General features: G+C 70.8%; 19 protein-coding genes, 1 tRNA gene and 1 pseudogene. 10 read left to right on the top strand and 11 right to left on the bottom strand.

Translation table 11 applies throughout. The features are described from left to right. Positions 1–5 precede the first annotated feature (5 nt). Entirely contained in the window at positions 6–1,631 is a 1,626-nt protein-coding gene (locus ACTWQF_RS21230; protein ID WP_443281174.1) for a PucR family transcriptional regulator, read from the top strand. Positions 1,632–1,737: 106 nt separating this feature from the next. On the opposite strand, the gene ACTWQF_RS21225 is transcribed toward ACTWQF_RS21230, so the two are convergent. Continuing rightward, positions 1,738–2,904, bottom strand: a complete 1,167-nt coding sequence (locus ACTWQF_RS21225; protein ID WP_443281173.1) for a helix-turn-helix domain-containing protein — start codon at positions 2,902–2,904, stop codon at positions 1,738–1,740. A 308-nt stretch (positions 2,905–3,212) separates the two neighbouring features. On the opposite strand from ACTWQF_RS21225, the gene ACTWQF_RS21220 reads away from it, so the two are divergent. The 4 genes from ACTWQF_RS21220 to ACTWQF_RS21205 all read left to right on the top strand — a co-directional run bounded on the left by ACTWQF_RS21220 (position 3,213) and on the right by ACTWQF_RS21205 (position 8,405). After that, positions 3,213–4,583, top strand: coding sequence for an amino acid permease (locus tag ACTWQF_RS21220; protein WP_443281243.1), 1,371 nt, complete (start codon positions 3,213–3,215; stop codon positions 4,581–4,583). A gap of 25 nt (positions 4,584–4,608) precedes the next feature. After that, entirely contained in the window at positions 4,609–5,868 is a 1,260-nt protein-coding gene (locus tag ACTWQF_RS21215) for a M20 family metallo-hydrolase (protein ID WP_443281172.1), read from the top strand. Next, positions 5,861–6,652 (top strand): nitrilase-related carbon-nitrogen hydrolase, encoded by a 792-nt coding sequence (locus ACTWQF_RS21210; RefSeq protein WP_443281171.1) that lies wholly within the window; start codon positions 5,861–5,863, stop codon positions 6,650–6,652. The genes ACTWQF_RS21215 and ACTWQF_RS21210 overlap by 8 nt, the downstream gene beginning before the upstream one ends. A 115-nt stretch (positions 6,653–6,767) precedes the next feature. Continuing rightward, positions 6,768–8,405: a flavin monoamine oxidase family protein gene (locus ACTWQF_RS21205; RefSeq protein ID WP_443281242.1), complete on the top strand. Its 1,638-nt coding sequence runs from the start codon at positions 6,768–6,770 to the stop codon at positions 8,403–8,405. A gap of 93 nt (positions 8,406–8,498) precedes the next feature. On the opposite strand, the gene ACTWQF_RS21200 is transcribed toward ACTWQF_RS21205, so the two are convergent. Next, positions 8,499–8,966 carry a MepB family protein gene (locus ACTWQF_RS21200; RefSeq protein WP_443281241.1) on the bottom strand — a complete coding sequence of 156 codons (468 nt, stop codon included), beginning with the start codon at positions 8,964–8,966 and terminating at the stop codon, positions 8,499–8,501. A 162-nt stretch (positions 8,967–9,128) separates the two neighbouring features. Here ACTWQF_RS21200 and ACTWQF_RS21195 point away from each other — a divergent pair, with 162 nt between their 5' ends. The 5 genes and pseudogenes from ACTWQF_RS21195 (at position 9,129) to ACTWQF_RS21175 (ending at position 12,157) form a co-directional block, all read left to right on the top strand. After that, positions 9,129–9,353, top strand: coding sequence for a hypothetical protein (locus ACTWQF_RS21195; RefSeq protein WP_443281170.1), 225 nt, complete (start codon positions 9,129–9,131; stop codon positions 9,351–9,353). Between the two features lie 333 nt (positions 9,354–9,686). Continuing rightward, positions 9,687–9,887 carry a hypothetical protein gene (locus ACTWQF_RS21190; RefSeq protein ID WP_443281169.1) on the top strand — a complete coding sequence of 67 codons (201 nt, stop codon included), beginning with the start codon at positions 9,687–9,689 and terminating at the stop codon, positions 9,885–9,887. A gap of 56 nt (positions 9,888–9,943) precedes the next feature. Next, a pseudogene (locus tag ACTWQF_RS21185) lies at positions 9,944–10,833 on the top strand (IS982 family transposase). Positions 10,834–11,104: 271 nt separating this feature from the next. Continuing rightward, entirely contained in the window at positions 11,105–11,380 is a 276-nt protein-coding gene (locus ACTWQF_RS21180) for an SH3 domain-containing protein (protein WP_443281168.1), read from the top strand. Between the two features lie 264 nt (positions 11,381–11,644). Then, entirely contained in the window at positions 11,645–12,157 is a 513-nt protein-coding gene (locus tag ACTWQF_RS21175) for a hypothetical protein (protein WP_443281167.1), read from the top strand. Here ACTWQF_RS21175 and ACTWQF_RS21170 read toward each other — a convergent pair. The 9 genes from ACTWQF_RS21170 to ACTWQF_RS21130 form a co-directional block, all read right to left on the bottom strand. Beyond that, positions 12,122–12,206, bottom strand: a tRNA-Leu gene (locus tag ACTWQF_RS21170). The two genes, ACTWQF_RS21175 and ACTWQF_RS21170, sit on opposite strands and share 36 nt — an antisense overlap. Before the next feature lie 121 nt (positions 12,207–12,327). Beyond that, positions 12,328–13,368, bottom strand: coding sequence for a sugar phosphate isomerase/epimerase family protein (locus tag ACTWQF_RS21165; RefSeq protein ID WP_443281166.1), 1,041 nt, complete (start codon positions 13,366–13,368; stop codon positions 12,328–12,330). Next, the gene (locus tag ACTWQF_RS21160) at positions 13,365–14,768 is read right to left on the bottom strand and encodes a nucleotide pyrophosphatase/phosphodiesterase family protein (protein WP_443281165.1); all 1,404 of its coding nucleotides are present in this window, start codon (positions 14,766–14,768) and stop codon (positions 13,365–13,367) included. The genes ACTWQF_RS21165 and ACTWQF_RS21160 overlap by 4 nt, the downstream gene beginning before the upstream one ends. Then, positions 14,765–15,946, bottom strand: coding sequence for a metabolite traffic protein EboE (eboE, locus tag ACTWQF_RS21155; RefSeq protein ID WP_443281164.1), 1,182 nt, complete (start codon positions 15,944–15,946; stop codon positions 14,765–14,767). Before eboE ends, ACTWQF_RS21160 begins: the two co-directional genes overlap by 4 nt. 13 nt (positions 15,947–15,959) lie before the next feature. After that, positions 15,960–16,853, bottom strand: a complete 894-nt coding sequence (locus ACTWQF_RS21150; protein ID WP_443281163.1) for a TatD family hydrolase — start codon at positions 16,851–16,853, stop codon at positions 15,960–15,962. Next, positions 16,850–17,545 (bottom strand): EboA domain-containing protein, encoded by a 696-nt coding sequence (locus ACTWQF_RS21145; protein ID WP_443281162.1) that lies wholly within the window; start codon positions 17,543–17,545, stop codon positions 16,850–16,852. The genes ACTWQF_RS21150 and ACTWQF_RS21145 overlap by 4 nt, the downstream gene beginning before the upstream one ends. Beyond that, complete coding sequence (locus ACTWQF_RS21140) at positions 17,539–18,444, bottom strand: sugar phosphate isomerase/epimerase family protein (RefSeq protein ID WP_443281161.1); 906 nt, start codon at positions 18,442–18,444, stop codon at positions 17,539–17,541. The genes ACTWQF_RS21145 and ACTWQF_RS21140 overlap by 7 nt, the downstream gene beginning before the upstream one ends. Next, on the bottom strand, positions 18,441–19,406 hold the full coding sequence (locus ACTWQF_RS21135; protein WP_443281160.1) for an SCO3242 family prenyltransferase: 966 nt from the start codon (positions 19,404–19,406) through the stop codon (positions 18,441–18,443). The genes ACTWQF_RS21140 and ACTWQF_RS21135 overlap by 4 nt, the downstream gene beginning before the upstream one ends. Further along, a complete protein-coding gene (locus ACTWQF_RS21130) occupies positions 19,403–20,545 on the bottom strand; it encodes an inositol-3-phosphate synthase (protein WP_443281159.1) in 1,143 nt (380 codons plus the stop codon). Before ACTWQF_RS21130 ends, ACTWQF_RS21135 begins: the two co-directional genes overlap by 4 nt. Between the last annotated feature and the right edge of the window lie 90 nt (positions 20,546–20,635).

Below are 20,635 nucleotides of genomic sequence, written 5' to 3'. Positions count from 1 at the left end.
CCGAAATGAACCGTGAGCTCACCGCCCGCACGCTGGTGGAGGACCTGGGCAGCACCGTGCTGCGGCTGGCGATCGAGCGCGGCGACCCGGACCGGCCGCTGACCGGGGTGGCCATCCACGACGGCGCGACCGCCGACCAGCTCGAACCGGGCAGCGTGGTGCTCGGGGTCGGCGTGCACGGGGATGCCGCGCTGCGCGAGTTCGCTGCCGCTATGGCTGCCGAAGGGGCGCGCGCGGTCGTGGTCAAGGGTCCGCTGCCGGCCGCCTTCGACGACTGCCCGCTGCCGGTGATCGAGGTCAATCCCGGCGCGTCCTGGCTGCACATCGCGGCCACCGTCCGAGAACGGCTGCTGGACCGGGCCCGCGGGCAACTGCGCCCGGACGACACGGGCGACCTGTTCAGCGTGGCCAACACGATCAGCGCCCTGCTCGACGCCCCGGTCACCATCGAGGACCGCTCCTCGGCGGTGCTGGCCTGGTCGGCCGGTCAGGACCAGACCGACGAGGGAAGGGTGGAAACCATCCTCGGCCGAGCGGTACAGCCCCGCGGGCTCGCCGTGCTGGAGGCCCGCGGGGTGTTCGCCAGGCTGCACGCCGACCCGGACCCGGTGTACGTCGAACCCACCGGCCCCGGGATGCTGCCACGCGTGGCCATCGCGGTCCGCGCCGGGTCGGACGTCCTCGGCTACGTGTGGGCTGTGGTCACAGGACCGCTGTCTGCCGAGCGCTCCCGGGAGCTGCGCGGGCTGATGCCGCTGGTGGCGTTGCACCTGGTCAACGCGCGGATCGACGACACCCGGGCGCGCCAACACCGCCGAGGGCTGGCGACCGCGGTGCTCGGCGGCGGACCGGCGGGGCTGGACGCGGCCGGCCAACTGCCGCTCGGTGACGGGCCGTTGTGCGTACTGGCCGCCGGCCGCCGCGGGGTTTCTCCGTCGGCTGAGGACGCCGACATGGCGATAGAGCTGCGCCGTTTCGAGGACGCGCTGGAGCGCTACCTGGCTGCGGTGCACCCGACCGCGGTGGCGGTGGCGGGCGACTGCGTCGTCTACGGCGTACTGAGCTGGCCGCGCCGCACCCCGAAGGAGGCGGTGGAGGCGTCCCGCGCGCTGGCCCGGGACTTCCTCGGCCGGTCAGCGATGGGACGGGACTACGTGATCGCGGTCGGCGGGCCGGGGCGGTCGCTGGCGCAGGTGCCGACGATCCGCAAGCAGGCCGACGCCACGGTGCGCGCGTTGCGGCTGACCAGCGACGGCGAACCAACGGTGGGCACTCTGGAGGACGCCGCGCTGCCGGTGCTGCTGCTCGGCCTCGCCGACATCGCCGACAACCTGGGCCTGCCGGCCACCACCGGCGCCTTGCGCCGGCTGGACGAGAAGGACGGGCTTCAGGGACTGCTGCCTACCAGTCTGGCCGCCTACCTCGAGGCCGGCAGGAGCACCGAGACCGCAGCGGCGAAACTGCAGATCCACGTGAACACCATGCGCTACCGCTTGCGGCGGATCAGGGACGTCTCCGGGTTGGACTTCGCCAACGCCGATGCCATGCTGCTCGCCCACCTCCAGCTGCGGCTGGCCGCATTGCGGGGCGCCGTCGTTGACGCGGACGACACAGCGAACCCCGCGTCGTGATCCCACACCGCAAGACTCCGGGTTGGTGTGCACCCACACGTCTCGACCTCGCAGTTCCGGCGCATCCGGAGGGTGCACATGACCGGTTGGCTCGTCCACCCGTGCGTCAGGGCCGTGTGCCCTGCCACTCCAGGGCGATGATCACGGCAGCCGCGTCGTAGGGCCGTTGTATGTCGAGGCCGGTGTACTTCTCGAACGCGTTCAGCCGGTTCAGCACGGTGTTGCGGTGACACTTCAGTACGCGGCCCGTGTCGCCCAGGCTTCCCGTCTCCAGATAGGTGCTGACGGTTTCCAGGATCTTCCTGCGCTCCAGGTCCGTGCACCTCTCAAGGTACGGGAAGACGATCTGGCCCAGGTCGCATCCCACCCCGGCGAGAAGATGCCGGGTCACCGACCGCCAGCGGTCCGACAAGGTGGCCACGTCCGAACTGTCCATCGGCAGATCGATCATGATCTCCCTGGCGGCCGCCGCGGACTCCCGGACTCGGGCCAGCCCTCTGGCCACCGGTGCGACCGCGACCGCCACGTCGGCGAAGAGGTCCTTCGCGGGAGGCGAGAGCCGTCCCAGGGCCACCTCGTCCGTCGGCCAGATGAACAGAGTGTGGTGGCCCATGTCGTAGGCGAAGAAGGCGTGGGCGCACCGCGCGGCACCACGGATCCGCCGGCGCACCACGACTCCGTCGTCCCGGGAGACCGCGGCCACGCAGAAATTGCCGGACAGGGAGACGCGCAGCGCGCCGGCTATCCGTTCCAGGGCGGCTTCGGTCGGCCTCGCCGACGCGAACAGCTGGGACAGATACTGTCGTTGGAGATCGGCGTTGGCCTGCTCGATGGCAAGTTGTTCCGCGAGATAGTGCTCCTGCACATGCGCCGCGAACTCGTCCACCGTGCTCCACACGCGCCCGGCGTTGCGCACCAGCAGGACCGGGTCCGCACCGCAGGACGGTTCCGCCATGTGCTCCCACAGCACCGTGAAGTCGTGGCGGACGGCGCGCAGCAGACTTTCCAGCGGAACGGCCTGCCGGGCGCGCCGGGTGCCCACCGACTCGGCGATGGAGGTCAGTCTGCCCGTGGTCCCGTCCGAGCGCAGACTGTCCAGTAGGGCCGTGAACGACTCTGCACTCGCCCGCCGCAAATCTTCCGCCGTCAGGTCGGAATCGGCGTAAAAAGGGTCCGCCATCGTGCAGGCGAGGAATTGTTCCACCATCGCACCCAAACGACCGCGCGTCCGCTCAATGAGGTCGTCCCATCGCCGTTCCTGCTCATCGGACACGCGTGCCTCCTTCCTTCCAGCGCATGCCCCGGAATTCTACGTCGTCCAGTGGGCACCGGGCATCGCTCTCTCTTCCCCATCTCGCCGCCACGGCGTTGTGCAGACGCCAAATTTTTGACTCCGTGCGCAGTGCAACTTTTCATTGTCCGTTCACCTGGCCGCTGCCAGCCTTCCGGTTGCGCACCCTTCGGCGCCTGTAAAGGGAGGAACTCGTGGCTGTGGAAGCGGGCACAGAGACAACGCACCAGGATAGTCCCGACGTGGAGGATCCCGGATACCGGAAGGCGCTTTCCCATCGCCAGATACAGATGATCGGTATCGGCGGCGCCATTGGTACCGGTCTCCTTCTCGGTGCGGGTGGCCGACTTGCCTCGGCGGGCCCGTCCCTGGCGGTCGTCTATGCTTTCTGCGGCATCTTCGCCTTCTTCATTCTCCGGGCGCTCGGCGAACTCGTTCTACACCGGCCAGATTCCGGTTCCTTCGTCTCCTACGCGCGTGAATTCTTCGGCGAGAAGGCCGCCTTCGTGGCCGGCTGGGTGTACTCGGTCTCTTGGGCGCTCACCGCCATCGTCGATATCACCGCGGTCGCCACGTACTTCCACTACTGGCCGGCGCTCAGCAGCGTGCCGCAGTGGCTGCTGGCCCTCACCGCGCTCCTCGTCGTGACGTGCGCCAACCTCGTCTCCGTCCGGCTCTTCGGAGAGCTGGAGTTCTGGTTCGCCCTGATCAAGGTTGGCGCGATCGTGGTCTTCCTCGTCGTCGGCGGCGTCATCCTCGCCGCCGGATTCCCGGTGGACGGCCACGATGCAGGCGTATCGGTAGTGGCCGAACACGGCGGAATCCTGCCGAACGGACTACTCCCCGCAGTGATCATTGTGCAGGGAGTCGTCTTCGCCTATTCCGGTATCGAGCTGATCGGCGTCGCGGCGGGTGAGACGGAGAACCCGGCCAAGGTGATGCCGCGGGCCGTCAACGCCGTCATCGTGCGCATCGCGGTGTTCTACGTCGGCTCGACCGCCCTGCTGGCCCTGCTGCTTCCGTACGGCTCCTACCGGGCCGGCGAGTCGCCGTTCGTGACGTTCTACACCAAGATCGGCGTCCCCGGAGCCGGCGGGGTGATGAACCTGGTGGTGCTGACCGCGGCGCTGTCCAGCCTCAACGCGGGTCTGTACTCAACGGGACGCATCTACCGTTCGATGGCCGGCACCGGGACCGCTCCCCGGTTCATGAGCCGCCTCAGCCGCCAGGGTGTGCCGTACGGCGGCGTCCTCTTCACGGCCGTGCTCGCACTGGTCGGTGTGGGGCTCAACGCTGTCGTCCCCGAGAACGCCTTCGAGATCGCGATCAATGCGACGGCCCTGGCGATCCTCTGCACCTGGACGACCATCGTGCTCTGTCAGCTGCGCCTCTATCGCTGGTCACAGCAGGGCAGGGTGCCCCGGCCCACGTTCCGCCTGTTCGGCGCCCCCTGGACGTCGTACGCCACCCTCCTCTTCCTGCTCGGCGTCCTCGTTCTCATGCTCTTCGACCACCCCGTCGGGACCTACACCGTCGGCACGTCGGTCCTCATCGTCCCGGCACTCGTCATCGGCTGGTACGGCGTTCGCGGCCGGGTTCTCGCGCTCGCGGACGACCGCGCCCAAGCCGGGTCGGCTCCTTCGCCTTCCCGACCCCACTGATCCGACTATCCAGGAGAAGACGCACATGCTCAGCGAACACATCACCATGGGTTCCGACGCCGACCTGTTCCTGCGGGACTTCCGCTCATTGAGCCGGATCGGTGAGACGCCTGGTGGGGGCGTCGACCGGCAGGCCGCAACCGTCGCCGACGCCCAGGCACGGGCCTGGTTCACGACCCTGCTGGGTCAGTACGGCTTCACGGTCGAGGTCGATGCGATCGGCAACATCTTCGGGCTCCTGGAGTGGAACCCGGGAGCGCCTTACGTGCTGGTCGGCTCCCACCTCGACAGTCAGCCCCTGGCCGGCAAGTTCGACGGCGCTTACGGTGTCGCGGCTGCCCTGCATGTGGGCCGTCGGCTGGCTATGGGCCGCGACGCCGGGCATCGGCCCAGGTACAACCTGGCGGTGGTGGACTGGTTCAACGAGGAAGGGTCCCGGTTCGCCCCGTCCATGATGGGCAGCTCCGTCTTCACCGGGAAGGTGCCGGCGGCGGACGCCCTCGCCACCCGGGACGTGGACGGAGTGACGGTCGCCGAGGCCCTGGCCTCCATCGGGCACACCGGTTCGGGGACCGGGCCGGTGGCCGCTGCGTGCGCCGAGATCCACATCGAGCAGGGACGGTCCCTGGAGGACTCCGGCACAACGATCGGGCTCGTCCACTCCTGCTGGGCGGCGGAGAAGTTCACCGTCACCGTGCACGGCGAGCAGGCACACACCGGATCCACCGTCATCGCCGACCGCCGTGACGCCCTCCTCGGCGCGTCCCGGCTGGTGGTCCTCCTGCGCGAGCTGGCCGACCGCTACCCCGATGGCGTACTGCACACCTCCGTCGGGCAGCTCACCGTGCTGCCCAACTCCCCCGTCGTCGTCCCCCGCCAGGTCGTTCTGACGATGGATCTCCGCTCCGCCGACGAGGAAGTCCTCGCCGAGGCCAAGCAGTTGCTGGAGCAGGGCCTCAAGGTGATCGAGGACGAGGTGAACGTCCGGATCGAGGCCGACGGTTCGCACGCGTGGGGTGTCCGTCCGTACCCGACCGCCGGCGTGGGCCTGGCTCGCGCGTGCGCGGACTCCCTCGGGGTGAGCAGCCGGCCGGTGCACACGCTGGCCGGACACGACTCCATCAACATGAACGACGTGGTACCGACGGTCATGCTGTTCGTCCCGAGCCGCGAGGGGATCAGCCACAACGAGGGCGAGTTCACCGAGGACGCCGACCTGTGTGCCGGAGTCGACGTGCTGACCGAGGTGGTACGACGACTGTGCGAGGGCGTGCTCGATGACTGAGCTCGGACGTTTGACGGTGGCGGTCCTGCAGGCCGCCGGCGTGGTCGGGGACGCCACCCGCAACCTTGCGACCGTCGAGAGGTTCGCCCAGCAGGCCGCAGCGCGCGGTGCGCAGCTTCTGGTGACACCGGAGCTGTTCGTCAGCGGTTACGACCCCGCGGCCGTCGCCGATGACGACGGAGCCCCACACCGGGAGCGGCTCGCCGCCCTCGCACGGTCCGCAGGGGTGGCGCTCGCCGCCTCGACCGTCGACCACCATGGTGGCGAACGCTTCATCAGCGCCTCCCTCTTCGACCGCACCGGATGCGAACTGACCAGGTACCACAAGGCGCATCTCTTCGGCGCGGTGGAGAACACGTATTTCACGCCCGGCCGGCAACGCCCCCAGGTCGTTCCCCTGCACGGTGTCTCCGTGGCGCTCGGCATCTGCTTCGACGTGGAGTTCCCCGAGTTCACCCGGGAGGTGGCGCTGTCCGGCGCCGAGCTGCTGTGCGTGCCCACCGCGGTTCCGCTGCGCGCACCTGTCGACGGGCACCCCGCGCCGTTCGACACCCGTCTCGTCCCCGGCATGGTGGTGCCCACCCGGGCGCTGGAGAGCCAGATCTTCATCGCCTACGCCAATCACACCGGCCCCGGCTTCGCCGGACTGAGCTGCCTCAGCGATCCCTACGGCCGACGCGTCGCGGCCGGCGAGACCCGCGAGGAACTGGTGGTGGGCGACGTCAGCCGCACCCTCTTGCGCGCGGCGCGCCGCGACACCGACTACCTCGCCCTGCGCGGCTGACCGGCCCGCCTCGAAGCGACACCCTCACTTGCCGCACAACCGACCCGCGCCGGGCCCACCCGGCACGAGCCCTTCAGGACATCCCGTGAACGCAACCCCGCAGAGCGGCATCAGCATGCTGATCCCGGACTTCCCCTTCCCCTACGACGAGTACCTGGCCCACCCCGATGGGCTCGGCTCGATCCCGCCCCAGCACCACGGCACGGAGGTCGCCGTCGTCGGCGCCGGCATGTCCGGGCTGGTGGCCGCGTACGAGCTGATGAAGCTGGGGCTGAAGCCGGTCGTGTACGAGTCAGCCCAACTCGGCGGCAGAATGCGCGGTGCCGGTCAGCCCGGCACCGGCCACCCGGTGGCCGACCTCGGCGGCATGCGGTTCCCCCTGTCCGCCCGTGCTCTCTTCCACTACATCGACCTCCTCGGCCTCGGCACCAAGCCGTTCCCCAACCCCCTCACCCCGGCGTCCGACAGCACCGTGATCGAGATCGCCGGGCGCAAGCACTACGCCGAGACCCCCGCCGACCTGCCGCAGTTGTTCCACGATGTCGGCGCGGCCTGGCAGGACTGCCTCGAGGAACGCTCCCACTTCAGTGCAATGCGGCAGGCGATCGCGGCCCGCGACTACGCCACGATCAAGAGGCTCTGGAACGAGCTGGTGCCTCTCCTGGACGACATGTCCTTCTCGCACTACCTCGCCACCTCCAAGGCGTTCTCCGCCCTCCCCTTCGAATACCGCGAGGCGTTCGGGCTCGTCGGCTTCGGTACGGGTGGCTGGGACACCAACTTCCCCGACTCGATGCTCGAGATCCTTCGCGTGGTCTACGTAGGCGCCGAGGACGACCAACAGCGCATACTCGGCGGTGCCCAGCGCCTCCCCCAGCTTCTGTGGCAGCACACCCCCGAGCAGCTCGCGCACTGGCCCGCCGGAACCAGCCTCGCCTCTCTGCACGGCGGCTCGACCCGGGGCGCGGTACGGCGCATACGACGGGCAGCCGGTCGGAGCAGCCATATCGAGGTCACGGACCGGTGGGGCAGGACGTCGTCCTACCCCGCGGTCATCGCCACCTGCCAGTCGTGGCTGCTGTCCGCCCGAATCGATACGGACGAATCACTGTTCAGCCACCAGTTGTGGACAGCCATCGAGCGGACGCACTATATGCAGTCGTCCAAGACGTTCGTCGTCGTCGACCGGCCCTTCTGGAAGGACGTCGACGCCGAGACCGGTCAGCATGTGCTCAGCACCACGCTCACGGACCGGCTCACGCGCGGCACGTACCTGCTGGACGACGGCCCCGACAAGCCGGCGCTGATCTGCCTGTCGTACACCTGGAACGACGATGCGCTGAAGTGGCTGCCGCTCGATGTCGACGAACGCGTGCGGCTGATGCTGCACTCCCTGAAGCAGATCTACCCGAACGTCGACATCGCGTCGCACATCATCGGCGAGCCCGTCACCATCTCCTGGGAGGACGACCCGAACTTCATGGGCGCCTTCAGCGACAACCTGCCCGGCCACTACCGCTACCAGGAGCGTCTTTACACCCACTTCATGCAGGACCGCCTCGACCCGGCCCACCGCGGCATTTTCCTCGCGGGCGACGACGTGTCCTGGACCGGCGGCTGGGCAGAGGGCGCGGTCACGACTGGTCTGAACGCCGTCTGGGGTGTCATGACCCAACTGGGCGGCAAGACCAGCGCGGCCAACCCGGGCCCGGGCGACCGCTTCGACGAGCTCAAGCCGATCAGGCTGGCGTAGCGGCTCTCCGGTCAGGGTGCGCCGTGCGGCCCTGGTGGTGACCGAAGCCGCGCGGGAACCGCAGGGCCACGATCACCTCGAACTGCCGTGGCTTCAGGGGTGGTAGAGCGCCCGAGCGCGGGCGGAGTCGGCGGGGTGGTCTTCAGGAATGTGCAGGAAGTAGTTGACCTGCCATGCCTGTGTGCTGCGGGCCTGGCGGGCGGTCGTGGTCACCCAGGGCGGATAGACACGGAACGCGCGCTTCCCGCCGACACCACCTCGCGAGAGGATGCCCCGTTCGCACAGCACGTCCCGCGGAAAGACGAACTGTCCGAAGTGGTGACCGTCGCGGCAGCTGACGACGATGAGGTCGAGGGGATCGCCGGCGTCGAACGGCTGGATCGGTCCCTGCGCGAATCTCTTCCACACGGTGACGAACTGGCCGACCTTGGTGGGGGTGGTCTTGGCGGCACGGAACCGCACCGACAGACCGTCCACTGTCAGTTCATGGGCCCCGTACTCGGCGCCTTCAGCTTCGGCCACCGGCTGCGAGCATGTGAACCCGTTCGGGTCGTAAACCAGTCTCTTCGCGGCGAGAAGGTCAGCATGGGCCGGGCCCGGGTCAAGCCAGGGCCCGGTCTCATAGATCGGGGAATTCGAACAGCCCTCACGATTCGACATCATTCGCCCCATCTTGTCACCGCTTCTGACCGGACCCGACAGTGGCCCACCGACCGTGGCCCGGTGCGCGATCCACGGGCGCCGGATGGTCGGTCATCGGCGACGTTCGACGACGCGGGCGAGCTGGACCGCACCCAGCAGGCCATCACCACGGCCGGCTACCGCACGGACCCGCATGTGTGCCTGCCACCGCCGAGCACCACCATTCCGGTGGCGCACCGACAGTTGCTCTTCTTCCGACCGAACCGAGTATCCGCTCCCGTACGGCGCTCCGTACCGACTCAGTGAGTCGTGGAGGGGACGAGGACGAGCGACGACAGTACGCCCCGCGAGTCGGTCACACCCGGATTCGAGGACGTGGCCGCGCACTCCCGCACACGCCAGTGGGGGGAGCGCCACCCACCCAAGAAGCGCGGACACCGCGCCTTCGGCAGCGTGCCGGCCTTCCTCGTCCCCCCAACCGGCGGAGACCGGCGGTCGCATGCTGCGTCTGCATTCGTGGCTCTCGCGTTGCGGCCCTGGCCGCTCGCGACGGGGCGAGCCACGCACGGCCACGGAGATGAAGGGCCAGGGCGCCTACTCAGCGACAGGTGAGGGACACTCACGCCGGGCGCCTGCGAGGTGCTGGAGACCGTACGGTTCGCGGGCGGCACCGAGGCGAAGCCCTTGATCGAGGCGCTGAGCATTCTGCGGGAGCTGAACGCCACCGGCGCCCGCAACATCCCCGACGGCGTCCCGACCGCGTTCGTGCCGACCCGGTGGCTGGGCTACCTCGATGAGGCCGCGGCGAAGGGGGACGCGACCGCCTACCAGCACTACTAGATGAGTGAGTCCGATGTTTGTGCTGGTCGCGACCATGGCGAAGGGCGCCCGTTGGTCTGAGTGCGACTTCGAACCTAGACGCCCTTCTGGCGGCACTGTACGTGTTCATCGACGACCATGTGGCCCCCTCTCGCCGGATCGGGCGACCCCCGAAACTGACGGACGCAGAACTGTTGTGCCTGGCCGTGGCTCAGGCCCTGCTGGGCTTCTCCTCGGCCCGGCACTAGATCCGCTTCGCCCACGCCCGGCTCGGACACCTCTTCCGCTACCTGCCCCAGCCCTCCGGCTACACCAAACGCCTCAACGCCGCCGGGCCCTTGATCGCCCACGCCATCGAGGCCCTGGCCAGGCAGGTGCCGACCTGGCACGACGGCCTGCGGCTGACCGACTCCACACCTGTGCCGTGCGCGGCCTCCCGCGAGACCGTCAAACGCTCCGCCCTGGCCGGGCATGCGGGCTACGGCTACTGCCGCAGCCACTCCCGCTTCTTCTGGGGCTTCCGGCTCTACCTGCTGACCAGCGCCGAGGGCATGCCCATCACCTGGTGCCTGGCCACCCCGAAACTCGGCGAACGGGAGGTGATGGCCGCACTGCTGGAACGCGACCACCACCTGGTCCGAGCGAGCCAGGTGATCCTGGCCGACAAGGGCTTCGCAGGCAGGGAGTTCGAGGCATTCCTCACCGAGCGACTGGGAGTGCACCTGGTGCGGCCCGACCGAAAGGACGAACCTGTCCGGCACGGTCGCCTGGCTCGCTGCCGTCAGTGGGTCGAGGCCGTTTTCGACACCCTCAAAGGCCAGCTCTCCCTCGAACAGCACGGCGGCAGAACCCCGGCCGGGTCTATGCCCGCGTCGGCCAACGGCTCCTGGCCCTCGCCGCCGCGATCTGGCGCAATTGGGCCACCAACGCCACCGTCAAACGGTCCCTGATCGCCCATGACCACTGAAGACATCGAACTCATTCATCTAGGAGCTCATCGGGACGCCGCGTAGGAGAGGCCCTCGCGCGGGCGGTCGCCAGGGAACCGTCCGCCGTGCCGGCGGAGCCGCTGGGGGGCGAGTCGGGCTGAGGGCGGAACCCATCGGAGGGACGCCCGGGCGCCGGTCGTGGCATGCCCCGCATGCCTCCGGCTCCCCGGCGGGAATCGGTTTTACCGTGCGAGCAATCCGTCCGGATACCGGACGACGTCCCGCCACTCCCACGTTCCCCTGGAGGTCATGATGCCCAGTCCCGCCCAGCCGTTCGGCACCGTCGTCAGCGACAACGGCGTCAACTTGCGGAAGTATCCGAGCACGGACTCCTCCATCGTCGGCACCCTGAGCCACGGCGCCGAGGTCGGTCTGCGCAGCAAGGTGCACGCCCAGAACATCGACGGCAACAGCATCTGGTACCTGCTGCGCGAAAAGGGCGCGTGGGTCGCCGCCCGACACGTCGACAACACCGGACAGGTGCCGCTGTCCAAGGACGTCGAACCGGCCAGCCCAGTGGGCTGACGGCGGACCGGCCCCCTCGGCGCCGCCCGCGAAGCGGGGTTACCTCGACGGACGCGGGCGATGCCCTCCGCGGTCGCCGCTGTGGCCCCATGACGAACGCCCCCGCTCGGCGGGGGCGTCGGTCGTTGTTCCGGTAAGGGGGTGCCCCTGCCCGATGCGTGCGGACTGCGGGTGCTTTGTGGCTCGTCGCGCAGTTCCCCGCGCCCCTGACGGGGCGCATTCTTCTGCGAACCGCATGAGCGTCAACCCGCCCTCAATGAGTGCATGTTCCCGGCCGAGGTGCGAGCGAGCGTCTTCCACAAGCTGCGCTGGCTCTGCCCAAACGCCGCGGGAGAATGCGCCCCGGAAGGGGCGCGGGGTACTGCTCCCCCGGCCTCCCGCCGGGAGGTGCCCCGCAGGATCGAGGGCTACCGCGCCGCGATCGACGCCGGTACGGACCCGGCGACCGTCATGGAATGGATCAACCAGGCCGCCGCCGACCGGGGCGCCGCTCAACGAAAGATCACTGCCGTACAGGCCACCCCCGCCCCGAAGGCCGCCAACCCGCTCACCGAGGAGGAGATCGCCAAGATCATCAAGGACCTCGGAGACCTCACCGGCCGGCTCCAGCAGGCCGCCCCGGAGCGAAAAGCCCCGCTCTACGCGGCCTTCGGACTCACCCTCACTTACGACCACAGCAAAAGGGCCGTGACTGTTGAGTCACGGCCCACATGCGTCCGCACACGACGTGCAGATGGTGAGTGTCCGAGGGGGGACTCGAACCCCCACGCCCGATAAAGGGCACTAGCACCTCAAGCTAGCGCGTCTACCATTCCGCCACCCGGACCGGGCCGTGCCACAGCGGTTGGGCTGCTGTGGCGACGGCCGTAACGATACCAAGGGTTGGGAGTGCTTCTCACCTGGGTTTCCTGAGGAGTTGGGGCATTTATCCCTTTTTGCGGGAATTGCTACCGCTTGGCGCGGAGGTAGGCGGCTGAGCGGCGGGCCGAGGTGAGGGAGCCGGCGGGGTTGGCGTCGGGGTCGACCGCGTCGTCGCGTTCCATCAGCCAGTGATGATCGGCGCGGCGGCCTTGGTGCCGCCGCAACACGGTGCCGACGAAGCGTTCGTAGTCGATGTCGCCGTCGCCGACGTCGACCATGTGGTAGCCGTCCGGCGACGCTTCGTCGTGTTCGCCGTCCTTGACGTGGAAGAGCGGGTAGCGGTGCGGGGCGGCCAGTACGTAGTCGACGGGGTCGAAGGGGGCCGGGGTGCCGTCGGGGCGGACGCTGAAGCGGTGCTTGCCGGCGAACGCCCAGTAGATGTCCATCTCCAGATAGACCAGCTCAGGGTCGGTCTCGGCGAGGAGTACGTCGTAGAGGCGTACGTCGGGCTTGTCCTCGGCGAAGCCGAACTCCATCTGGTGGTTGTGCTGGTAGAACTTCAGCCCGCGCTCGCGGGCTGCCGCTCCGTAGCTGTTGAAGTCCTCCGCGGCGCGCTTCCATGCGTCGACGGTCCGGCCGTAGCGGTCCGGACTGGCTGCCGTGCCCACATGGGGGAGGCCGAGGGCTGCGGCGTCGTCGAGGACCTTTTCCAGCTGGGTGGCGAAGGTGTAGTCGTCGGGGTTGTCCGAGTAGTAGCCGACGTGGCTGCCGATTCCGCGCAGCCCGTGGTTGCGCAGCAGGCGCTTGAGTTGGCGGAGAGTGAGGTCGCCGGTGCCCTGGGTATAGCCGGCGAATTCGACCGAGTCGTAGCCGTAGCGCTCCAGCTCCTTGAAGACGGTGGCGAAGCCGAGCTTCTGGATCTGGTCACGGACGGTGTACAGCTGGATGCCGAGCTTGCCGCGCGGGACGATCGGGCGGCAGTCCGTCGAGGCCGCGTCGCCCGGTGCGGCAGCGGCCTCGGTGGTGCTGCCCAGCAGGGCGGCGGCCGTGGCGCCTGCAGCGACGCCGAGGAAGCCGCGGCGGCGCAGCGTACGGTCGAGTTCGGGGTGGGCGGGTCTGCTGGTCATGAGGCGTCTCCCAGTGCGAGGTCGAGAAGCAGGCGCTTCACTTCGGTGGCGGGGAACGGATCTGCCCCCTTGGCCGGCCCCCGCGTATCCAGCGCGCCGGGGCGGGAGCAGAGGAGTACGGGACCGTCCTCGGTGCGGTCCGGCAGCCGGCCGTGGCTGCCGCGGATCGGGGAGGGGTCGAGGGGGACCACGGCCATGCGGTAGCGCATGCCGGTCTTCTTGCGGGCCAGCGCGGCGGCGGCGCGCAGCTTGACGTAGGGGTCGTTCGGGTCCATGAACAGCTCGACCGGGTCGTAGCCGGGCTTCCGGTGGATCTCCACGAGCTGCGCGAAGTCGGGGGCGCGGCGGTCGTCCAGCCAGTAGTAGTAGGTGAACCAGGCGTCGGGTGCGGCGACGGCGACCAGTTCGCCGGAGCGCGGATGGTCCAGGCCCGCCTCCTTCTTGCCGGTCTCGTCCAGGAGCCGGTCCAGGCCCGGCAGCCCGGTCAGGGCTTCGCGGGTGGCGGGGAGGTCGGCGGGATCGCGTACGTAGACGTGGGCGAGCTGGTGGTCGGCGACGGCGAAGGCGCGGGAGGCCCACGGGTCCAGGTACTCCATGCCGTCCTGGGTGTGGACTTCCAGCAGCCCGGCGCGGCGCAGTACGCGGTTGATGTCGACGTGGCGGCGTACGCGGGTGATGCCGTACTCGGAGAGTGCGACGACGGTGCGGCCTTCGGCGCGCGCGTCGGCGAGCAGTGGGGCGAGCGCCGCGTCCACGTCGGCGGCGGCGCGGTGGGCGCGGGGGTCGTCGGGACCGTAGCGCTGGAGGTCGTAGTCGAGGTGCGGGACGTAGGCCAGGGCGAGGTCGGGGTGGCGGGTGCGCAGGATGTGGCGGGTGGCGTCGATGATCCACCGGGAGGAGGTGAGGTTCGCGCCGGGGCCCCAGAAGGTGAAGAGGGGGAAGTCGCCCAGTTCGGCGACGAGTTCGTCGTGGAGCGACGGCGGCCGGGTGTAGCAGTCGGGCTCCTTGCGGCCGTCCGCGTAGTAGATGGGGCGCGGGGTGACCGACCAGTCGGTATCCGCGCCCATCGCGTACCACCAGCAGATGTTCGCCACCGTGTAGCCGGGCTGCCGGGCGCGCGCCGCGTGCCACAGCTTCTCGCCGCCGACCAGCGCGTTGTGCTGGCGCCACAGCAGTACGTCGCCGAGCTCGCGGAAGTACCAGCCGTTGCCGACGATGCCGTGCCCGGAGGGAAGTTCGCCGGTCAGGAAGGTGGACTGGGCGGCGCAGGTGACGGCGGGCAGGACCGTCCCGAGCGGAGCCTGCGAGCCGTCCCGGGCCAGGGCGCGCAGGTTGGGCATATGGGCCAACAGGGCCGGAGTCAGCCCGACCACGTCGATGACCAGCAACGGGGCGCTCACGGCAGCTCCTTGAGGCCGAGACCGGTGAGGAGGTCGCGGGCGGTGGACAGCTCGGCGGCGAGACCGTCGGCGAGCTGTGCACGGGTGGTGGGGCGCAGTGCCGGCGGGAGGGCCTGCCAGGTGTAGGTCTCCACCTCCAGGTGCCGGGTCAGCGGGGTGGGGCCGCCGACCAGGTGCGTCAGCGTCTCGCGGAGCACCGGCGTGGTGGCGCTCAGCGGTGGGGTGAGCGGGGCGTGCAGGGGGACGTGGAAGTGGGAGCGCCAGGGCCCGGTGGTGGGCAGCGCTCCGGGTGCCAGTGCCCGGTCGAGGTCGTCGGTGGCGCGCAGGGTGCCGTCCGGGGTGCGGGCGCGGGTCTGGTGCAGGAAGCGCGGCTCGGCGAACTCGGCGAGGGCAGCGCGAACTTCGGGCCGTTCCGGGTGCTCGGCGTGCAGCGCGGCGGACAGCTGGGACTTGACGATGGTCAGGCCCGCCTCGCCGAGCGCCGCCAGCGCCTTGGCCGGGTCCTCGAACGCGGTGGCCAGATGGCAGGTGTCCACACAGACGCCGATCCGGTGCGCGGGCGGCCCTTCCTCTCCTGTCAGTGCCGCGATGGCGTCCGCCGTGGTCTCCACGGTGCAGCCGGGTTCGGGCTCCAGGCCGACGCGGACGGAGCGGCCCGTCAGCTCCTCCAGCGCGTCCAGCCGCGCGGCGAGGGTGTGCAGCCTCGTCAGCGCACGGTGCCGGGTCTCGGCGTCGAAGCCGGTGCGCCAGGCGAGGGGCAGCGTCGAGATGCTGCCCTCGGTGACATCGTCGGGCAGCAGTGCGGCCAGCAGTCGGGCGAGGTCGGTGGTGTGGTCCAGCCGCGCGTCGTCGGTCCAGTCGGGCCGGTAGACGCGGTACTTGACGTGTTCGTCGCCGAAGCCCTGGTAGGGGAAGCCGTTGAGGGTGACGACCTCCAGGCCCGCCCGGTCGAGGCCGGAGCGCAGCCGGCGGATCGCCGCCGGGTCGTCGGTGAGCGTACGGGCCGCGTCGCGGGCCAGCCACAGGCCGATGCCGAGCCGGTCTCGGTGCAGCCTGCGGCGTACCGGCTCCGCGTACTCGGTCAGCTGCCGTAGTACGCCGTCGAGTTGCTCGGCCGCGTGGACGTTGGTGCAGTAGGCGAGATGGACCGTGGTGCCGTCGGGGTGCCGGAATCGCATGGCCGCGCTCTCCTCACTCTCCGCCGCGCAGGATGGAGTTGCCCTGGAACAGCTGCTGCTCGCGCTCGCCCGGCGGGGCGACATCGAGGGCGAGCCGTCCGCTCTGGCCGTAGAAGGCGACCGGGTTGCGCCACAGCACCTGGTCGACGTCGTCCTCGTCGAAGCCGGCGGCGAGCATCGCGTCGGCGACGTGGCCGGTCTTGAGCGGGTCGCTGTGACCCCAGTCGGCCGCGGAGTTGACCAGCACCCGCTCGGTGCCGTGCACCCGCAGGATGCGGACCATCCGGTCGGGGTCCATCTTGGTGTCGGGGTAGATGGAGAAGCCGAGCCAGCAGCCGCTGTCCGCCGCGGCGCCCACCGTCGTCTCGTTCAGGTGGTCGAGCACCACCCGCTCCGGCGGCAGCCCCGACTCCCGCAGTACGTCGAGCGTGCGGGCGAGCCCGGCCGCCTTGTCGCGGTGCGGGGTGTGCACGAGTGCGGGCAGCTCGTGGTCGAGGGCCAGCTGGAGCTGGGCGGCCAGCGCGGTGTCCTCGGCCGGGGTCATCGAGTCGTAGCCGACCTCGCCGACCGCCACGACCCCGTCCTTGAGGAGGTAGCGCGGCAGCTCGTCCAGCACGGGTGTGCAGCGCGGGTCGTTGGCCTCCTTCGGGTTGAGCGCCAGGGTGCAGTGGTGGGCGATGCCGTACTGCGCTGCACGGTAGGGCTCCCAGCCCAGCAGCGAGTCGAAGTAGTCGAAGAACGTCGCGGGCGAGGTGCGGGGCTGGCCGAGCCAGAAGGAGGGCTCGACCAGGGCGCGCACCCCGGCCGCATACATCGCGGCGTAGTCGTCGGTGGTGCGGGAGGTCATATGGATGTGCGGGTCGAAGATGCGACGGCTGGGCTTCGGTGTCTGCGGCTGCGGCTTCATGGCGCTTCACGCTCCTCGGTCTCCTCGAACCGGGCCAGTTTCAGTAGGTGTCCGAGGTCCTCGGGCACGGTGCGGCCCGCGGCGGTGCGCTCGCGCGCGTAGTCCTCCAGCATCCGGGCGAGTTCGGCGTCCCCCGCGGCGCGGTGTTCGAGCCCCGCTACGACGGCGGCCGGCACCCCGGTGAACAGGCACTTGAGCACGCCCTGCCGCCACTGGTGGGCGTCCAGGTGCGCGGCGGCGTACGGCCCCAGTGCGGCGGCGATCAGCCGGGTGTCGTTGGCCCGTAAAGCGTCCTCGACGAGAGCGAGGGCGCCTGCCGTTTCCGGCGGCGGGTCCAGATGCGGCAGGGCCAGCAACACGGCCCGCCGCTCGTCCGCGGTGCCGCGCGTGTAGAGGCGGGCGAGTGCGTCGGTGCCGGGGGCCGCGGCGTGCAGGATGAGCACGCGGGCAGCGTCGACGGGGTCGGAAGCCGATGCCGCGGCGCCGCCCCTGGGCGCGGGTCGGCACTTGCGGCCCGCTGTGACGAAGTGGAGCTCCCAGGACGGGAGTCGGGGCGCGGCACCGGTGCGGGGCGCGGCCGGGTCCGTACGCGCGTCCGCCGCTTCCGCCAGTGCCCGGTGCAGCCAGGCGCGGGACTCCGCTGTCAGGTGGAGCTCCAGACCGGTGCGGAGGGAGGCGAGCGGGGTCAGCATGGGGCGTCCTCCTGGGGCAGTGCGGCGGTCTTGGCCTCGGCGGTGGTCAGGAAGTCGATGGAGGCGGCAGCACGCTCGGGACCGGCGTGCGAGTCGCGGGGCAGTTCCACGGTGACCAGCCCGTCGTAATCGGCCGCGCGCAGTGCGGCCAGCACGGGCGGAAAGTCGATCTCCCCTTCGCCGAACGGCAGATGCGTATGCACGCCGCGCCGCATGTCCTCGATCTGTACGTGCCGCAGCCACGGCGCGGCCTCCCGTACGCAGTCGGCCGGGGCCCGCGGCTCCAGGCACTGGCAGTGGCCGATGTCGAGGGTGAGCCCGAGCGCTTCGGGACTGCCGAGCGCGGTACGCAGCCGGTGGAACCCGGCGAGGTCCGCCAGCAGATGGCCGGGCTCCGGCTCGATCGCCACCGGCACACCGGCCGCGGCGGCGCCGTCCAGCACCGAGCCGATACCGTCCGCCAGCCGCGCCCAGCCGGTGTCCGGCGCGGTGCCGGGCGGGAGCTGCCCGCTGAAACAGTGCACGGCGTGCGCTCCCAGGTCGGCGGCGACGCGTACCGCCTTCAGCAGCAGGTCCGTCCGCGCTGAGCGGGCCTCCGCATCGGGATCGAGCAGCGTGGGGTGGTGCTTGCGGCGCGCGTCGAGCACATAGCGCGCCCCCGTCTCCACGGTGACCGTCAGCCCGTGCCGCTCCAGCGCGCGGCCCACCTTCGCGGTACGGGCCGCGAGATCGGGGGCGAGGGGGTCGAGGTGCATATGGTCGAGCGTCAGCCCGACACCCGAGTAACCGAGGTCGGCGAGCAGCCCCAAGGCGTCGCCGAGCCGCAGGTCGGCCAGGCCGTTGGTGCCGTAGGCGTAGCGCAGTGGGGAGCCGGGGAACGGGGGCCGGGACCGGGTCATGTGGGACTGACCTTCCGGGAGAGGCGGCGGGCGACGGGCAGCAGGCCGAGCAGCGCGAGGGCAGACAGGGAACCGGCGGCCCGGTTCGGCTCTTTGCGGGCCGCGTCACCGCCGGCCGCGTCTTCTCCCGCCGTGCGGGAGACGTGGGCGGCGAGCGCGGCCTGGAGCGGCAGCATGGCGCGGATGCCGCCGCCCACCGCGCGCTGGAGAAGCGGTGGTGAGGGGTTGAGCGCGGCGTGTGCCAGCGGCCGGCCGGCGGTCGCCGCGTACACGACGCCGGCCGCCACCGTCAGCGGCGTACGCTGCCGCACCAGCAGCCCCGCGATCGCGCCCACGGCCCCCAGCGCCATCAGCGGGACGGCCGGAGCCCCGCCCTCCGCCTCCCGCCGCGACACGGCGGTGACCGCGAGGGTGTGCGCCCCCATGAGCGCCGCCGCGCCGAGCGGACGTACGGAACCGTGGGCGCGTCGGGGCAGAGCAGGCCGTTCGCCGTACGCAGTCCTCGCCGTCGGCGTCGCCGTCGCGCCCAGCAGCACATCGAGGGAGCGGGCGGCCGCCATGGCCGCAGGGCCTGCCGGGGTGTGCTTGAGCCGGAGGTCGTACGCCCAGACTGTGGCGGCCAGCGCGGTGGCCGTGGCGAGCGGCAGACGTCCGGCGCGGGCCGCGCATGCCAGCCCCGCCGCCGTCAGTCCGGTGGCCGCCGCGAGGGCCGCCGCGGGGCGGATACGGCCGGAGGGCAGGGGCCGTTCGGGCCTCTCGCGGGCGTCCTCCTCCCGGTCGGCCCAGTCGTTGAGCGCCATGCCCGCCTCGTACAGGCAGAGGGACGCGCCCGCCGCCAGCGCGGTGCCCCGGCCCGGGTCCCGGCCGGTCGCCACAGCCCCCACCAGCGCATCGCCTGGCACGGTCGACACCGCCGAGACCCGCAGCAGCTGCGCCCAGTCCGCGACGCGACCGCCCGTCATCCGGCGGAACCGGCGAAGCGGGTGGCGAGCTGCAACAGGGCTTGCCACTGGGCGGGCAGATCGGCGGGACCGCTGTCGGGGTCCTTGAAGTAGAAGCCCAGCCCTGGGACCGGGCCGGTCAGGGACAGCTCGTCGGCACGGGCCAGGAGGCGGGCCAGGTCGAGCACGAGAGGGGCGGCGAGGGCCGAGTCGCAGCCCTGCCAGATGGTCTGGAGAACCATCCGCGAGCCGAGGAAACCGTCGAAGGCGATATGGTCCCAGGCCGTCTTCCAGTCCCCCATCGCCGGTACGTCGTCGATGTGCACCTCCCCCTCGGGCAGTTCACCGAGGTTGTCGGTGAGCACCCGGGCCTTGCCCGCGTTCTTGGCCGCCGCCGCGGCCGGGTCGGCGAGGGCCGCACCGTCCCCGCCGCCGAGCAGATTGGTGCCGGACCAGGCCCGTACGGCGAGCGCACGCTGCGCGAACATCGGAGCGAGTACGGAACGGAGGAGGGTCTGCCCCGTCTTGCCGTCCCGGCCCGCGTAGGGAACGGCGGCGCTGCGGGCCGCCTCCGTCAGACGGGGGTGGTGCAGCCCCGCCGACGGCGTGAAGTTCACATACGGGCATCCTGCACGCAGTGCCGCCGCGGCGTAGAGAGAGCTGGGCGGCAGGGGGTCGTTCGCCGGGTCCGGCTGGGTGGGCTCGGTGCTGGCCACGTTGACGACGACGGTGCGGGCGAGGCCGTGGGCGCGGGTGAACTCTTCGATATCGGCGGCGTATCCGGCGATCAGGTCGTCCGCCGCGCAGTCGTCCTCCGCGGGCGACCCACCGGGGCGGATCTCCGCGTCGGCGGCAGCGAGCTCCGCGCGGAGCGCGCCGGGCAGACCGTACGGGACGACCCTGGCCTCCGCGAGGGCTTCGGCCCGCTTGGGGAGGGGGCAGGAGGCGGTGTCGTGACCGCCGAAGACCAGGGAGTCGAGGGGCGGGAGGGAGGCGTTGGTGAACGGAGCGGTTTCGGTGACCATGCCGGTGGCCGGGTGCAGACCGGCTGCGAGGGCTGCGGCACCGGTGATGGTCGTCGTCGCGACGGAGCCCCTCGCACCGATGAGCCACACCCCCGTGCGGGGCGCCTCGCCGGCGGGGCTTGCGTGGTGGGTCACGTTGTCCTCCCTGATGCTGCTTCGCGGGACGCCTGCGGCGGGCCGCTCCCCGTCCCCGCCCCTTCCCGTTTCTCACAGGGGGCGCCCCTG

The sequence above is a fragment of the Streptomyces sp. 8N114 genome, assembly GCF_052245835.1.
Lineage (GTDB): Bacteria > Actinomycetota > Actinomycetes > Streptomycetales > Streptomycetaceae > Streptomyces.
Note: the sequence above shows the minus strand (reverse complement) of the source record. Positions and strands in the feature narration are given on the sequence as shown.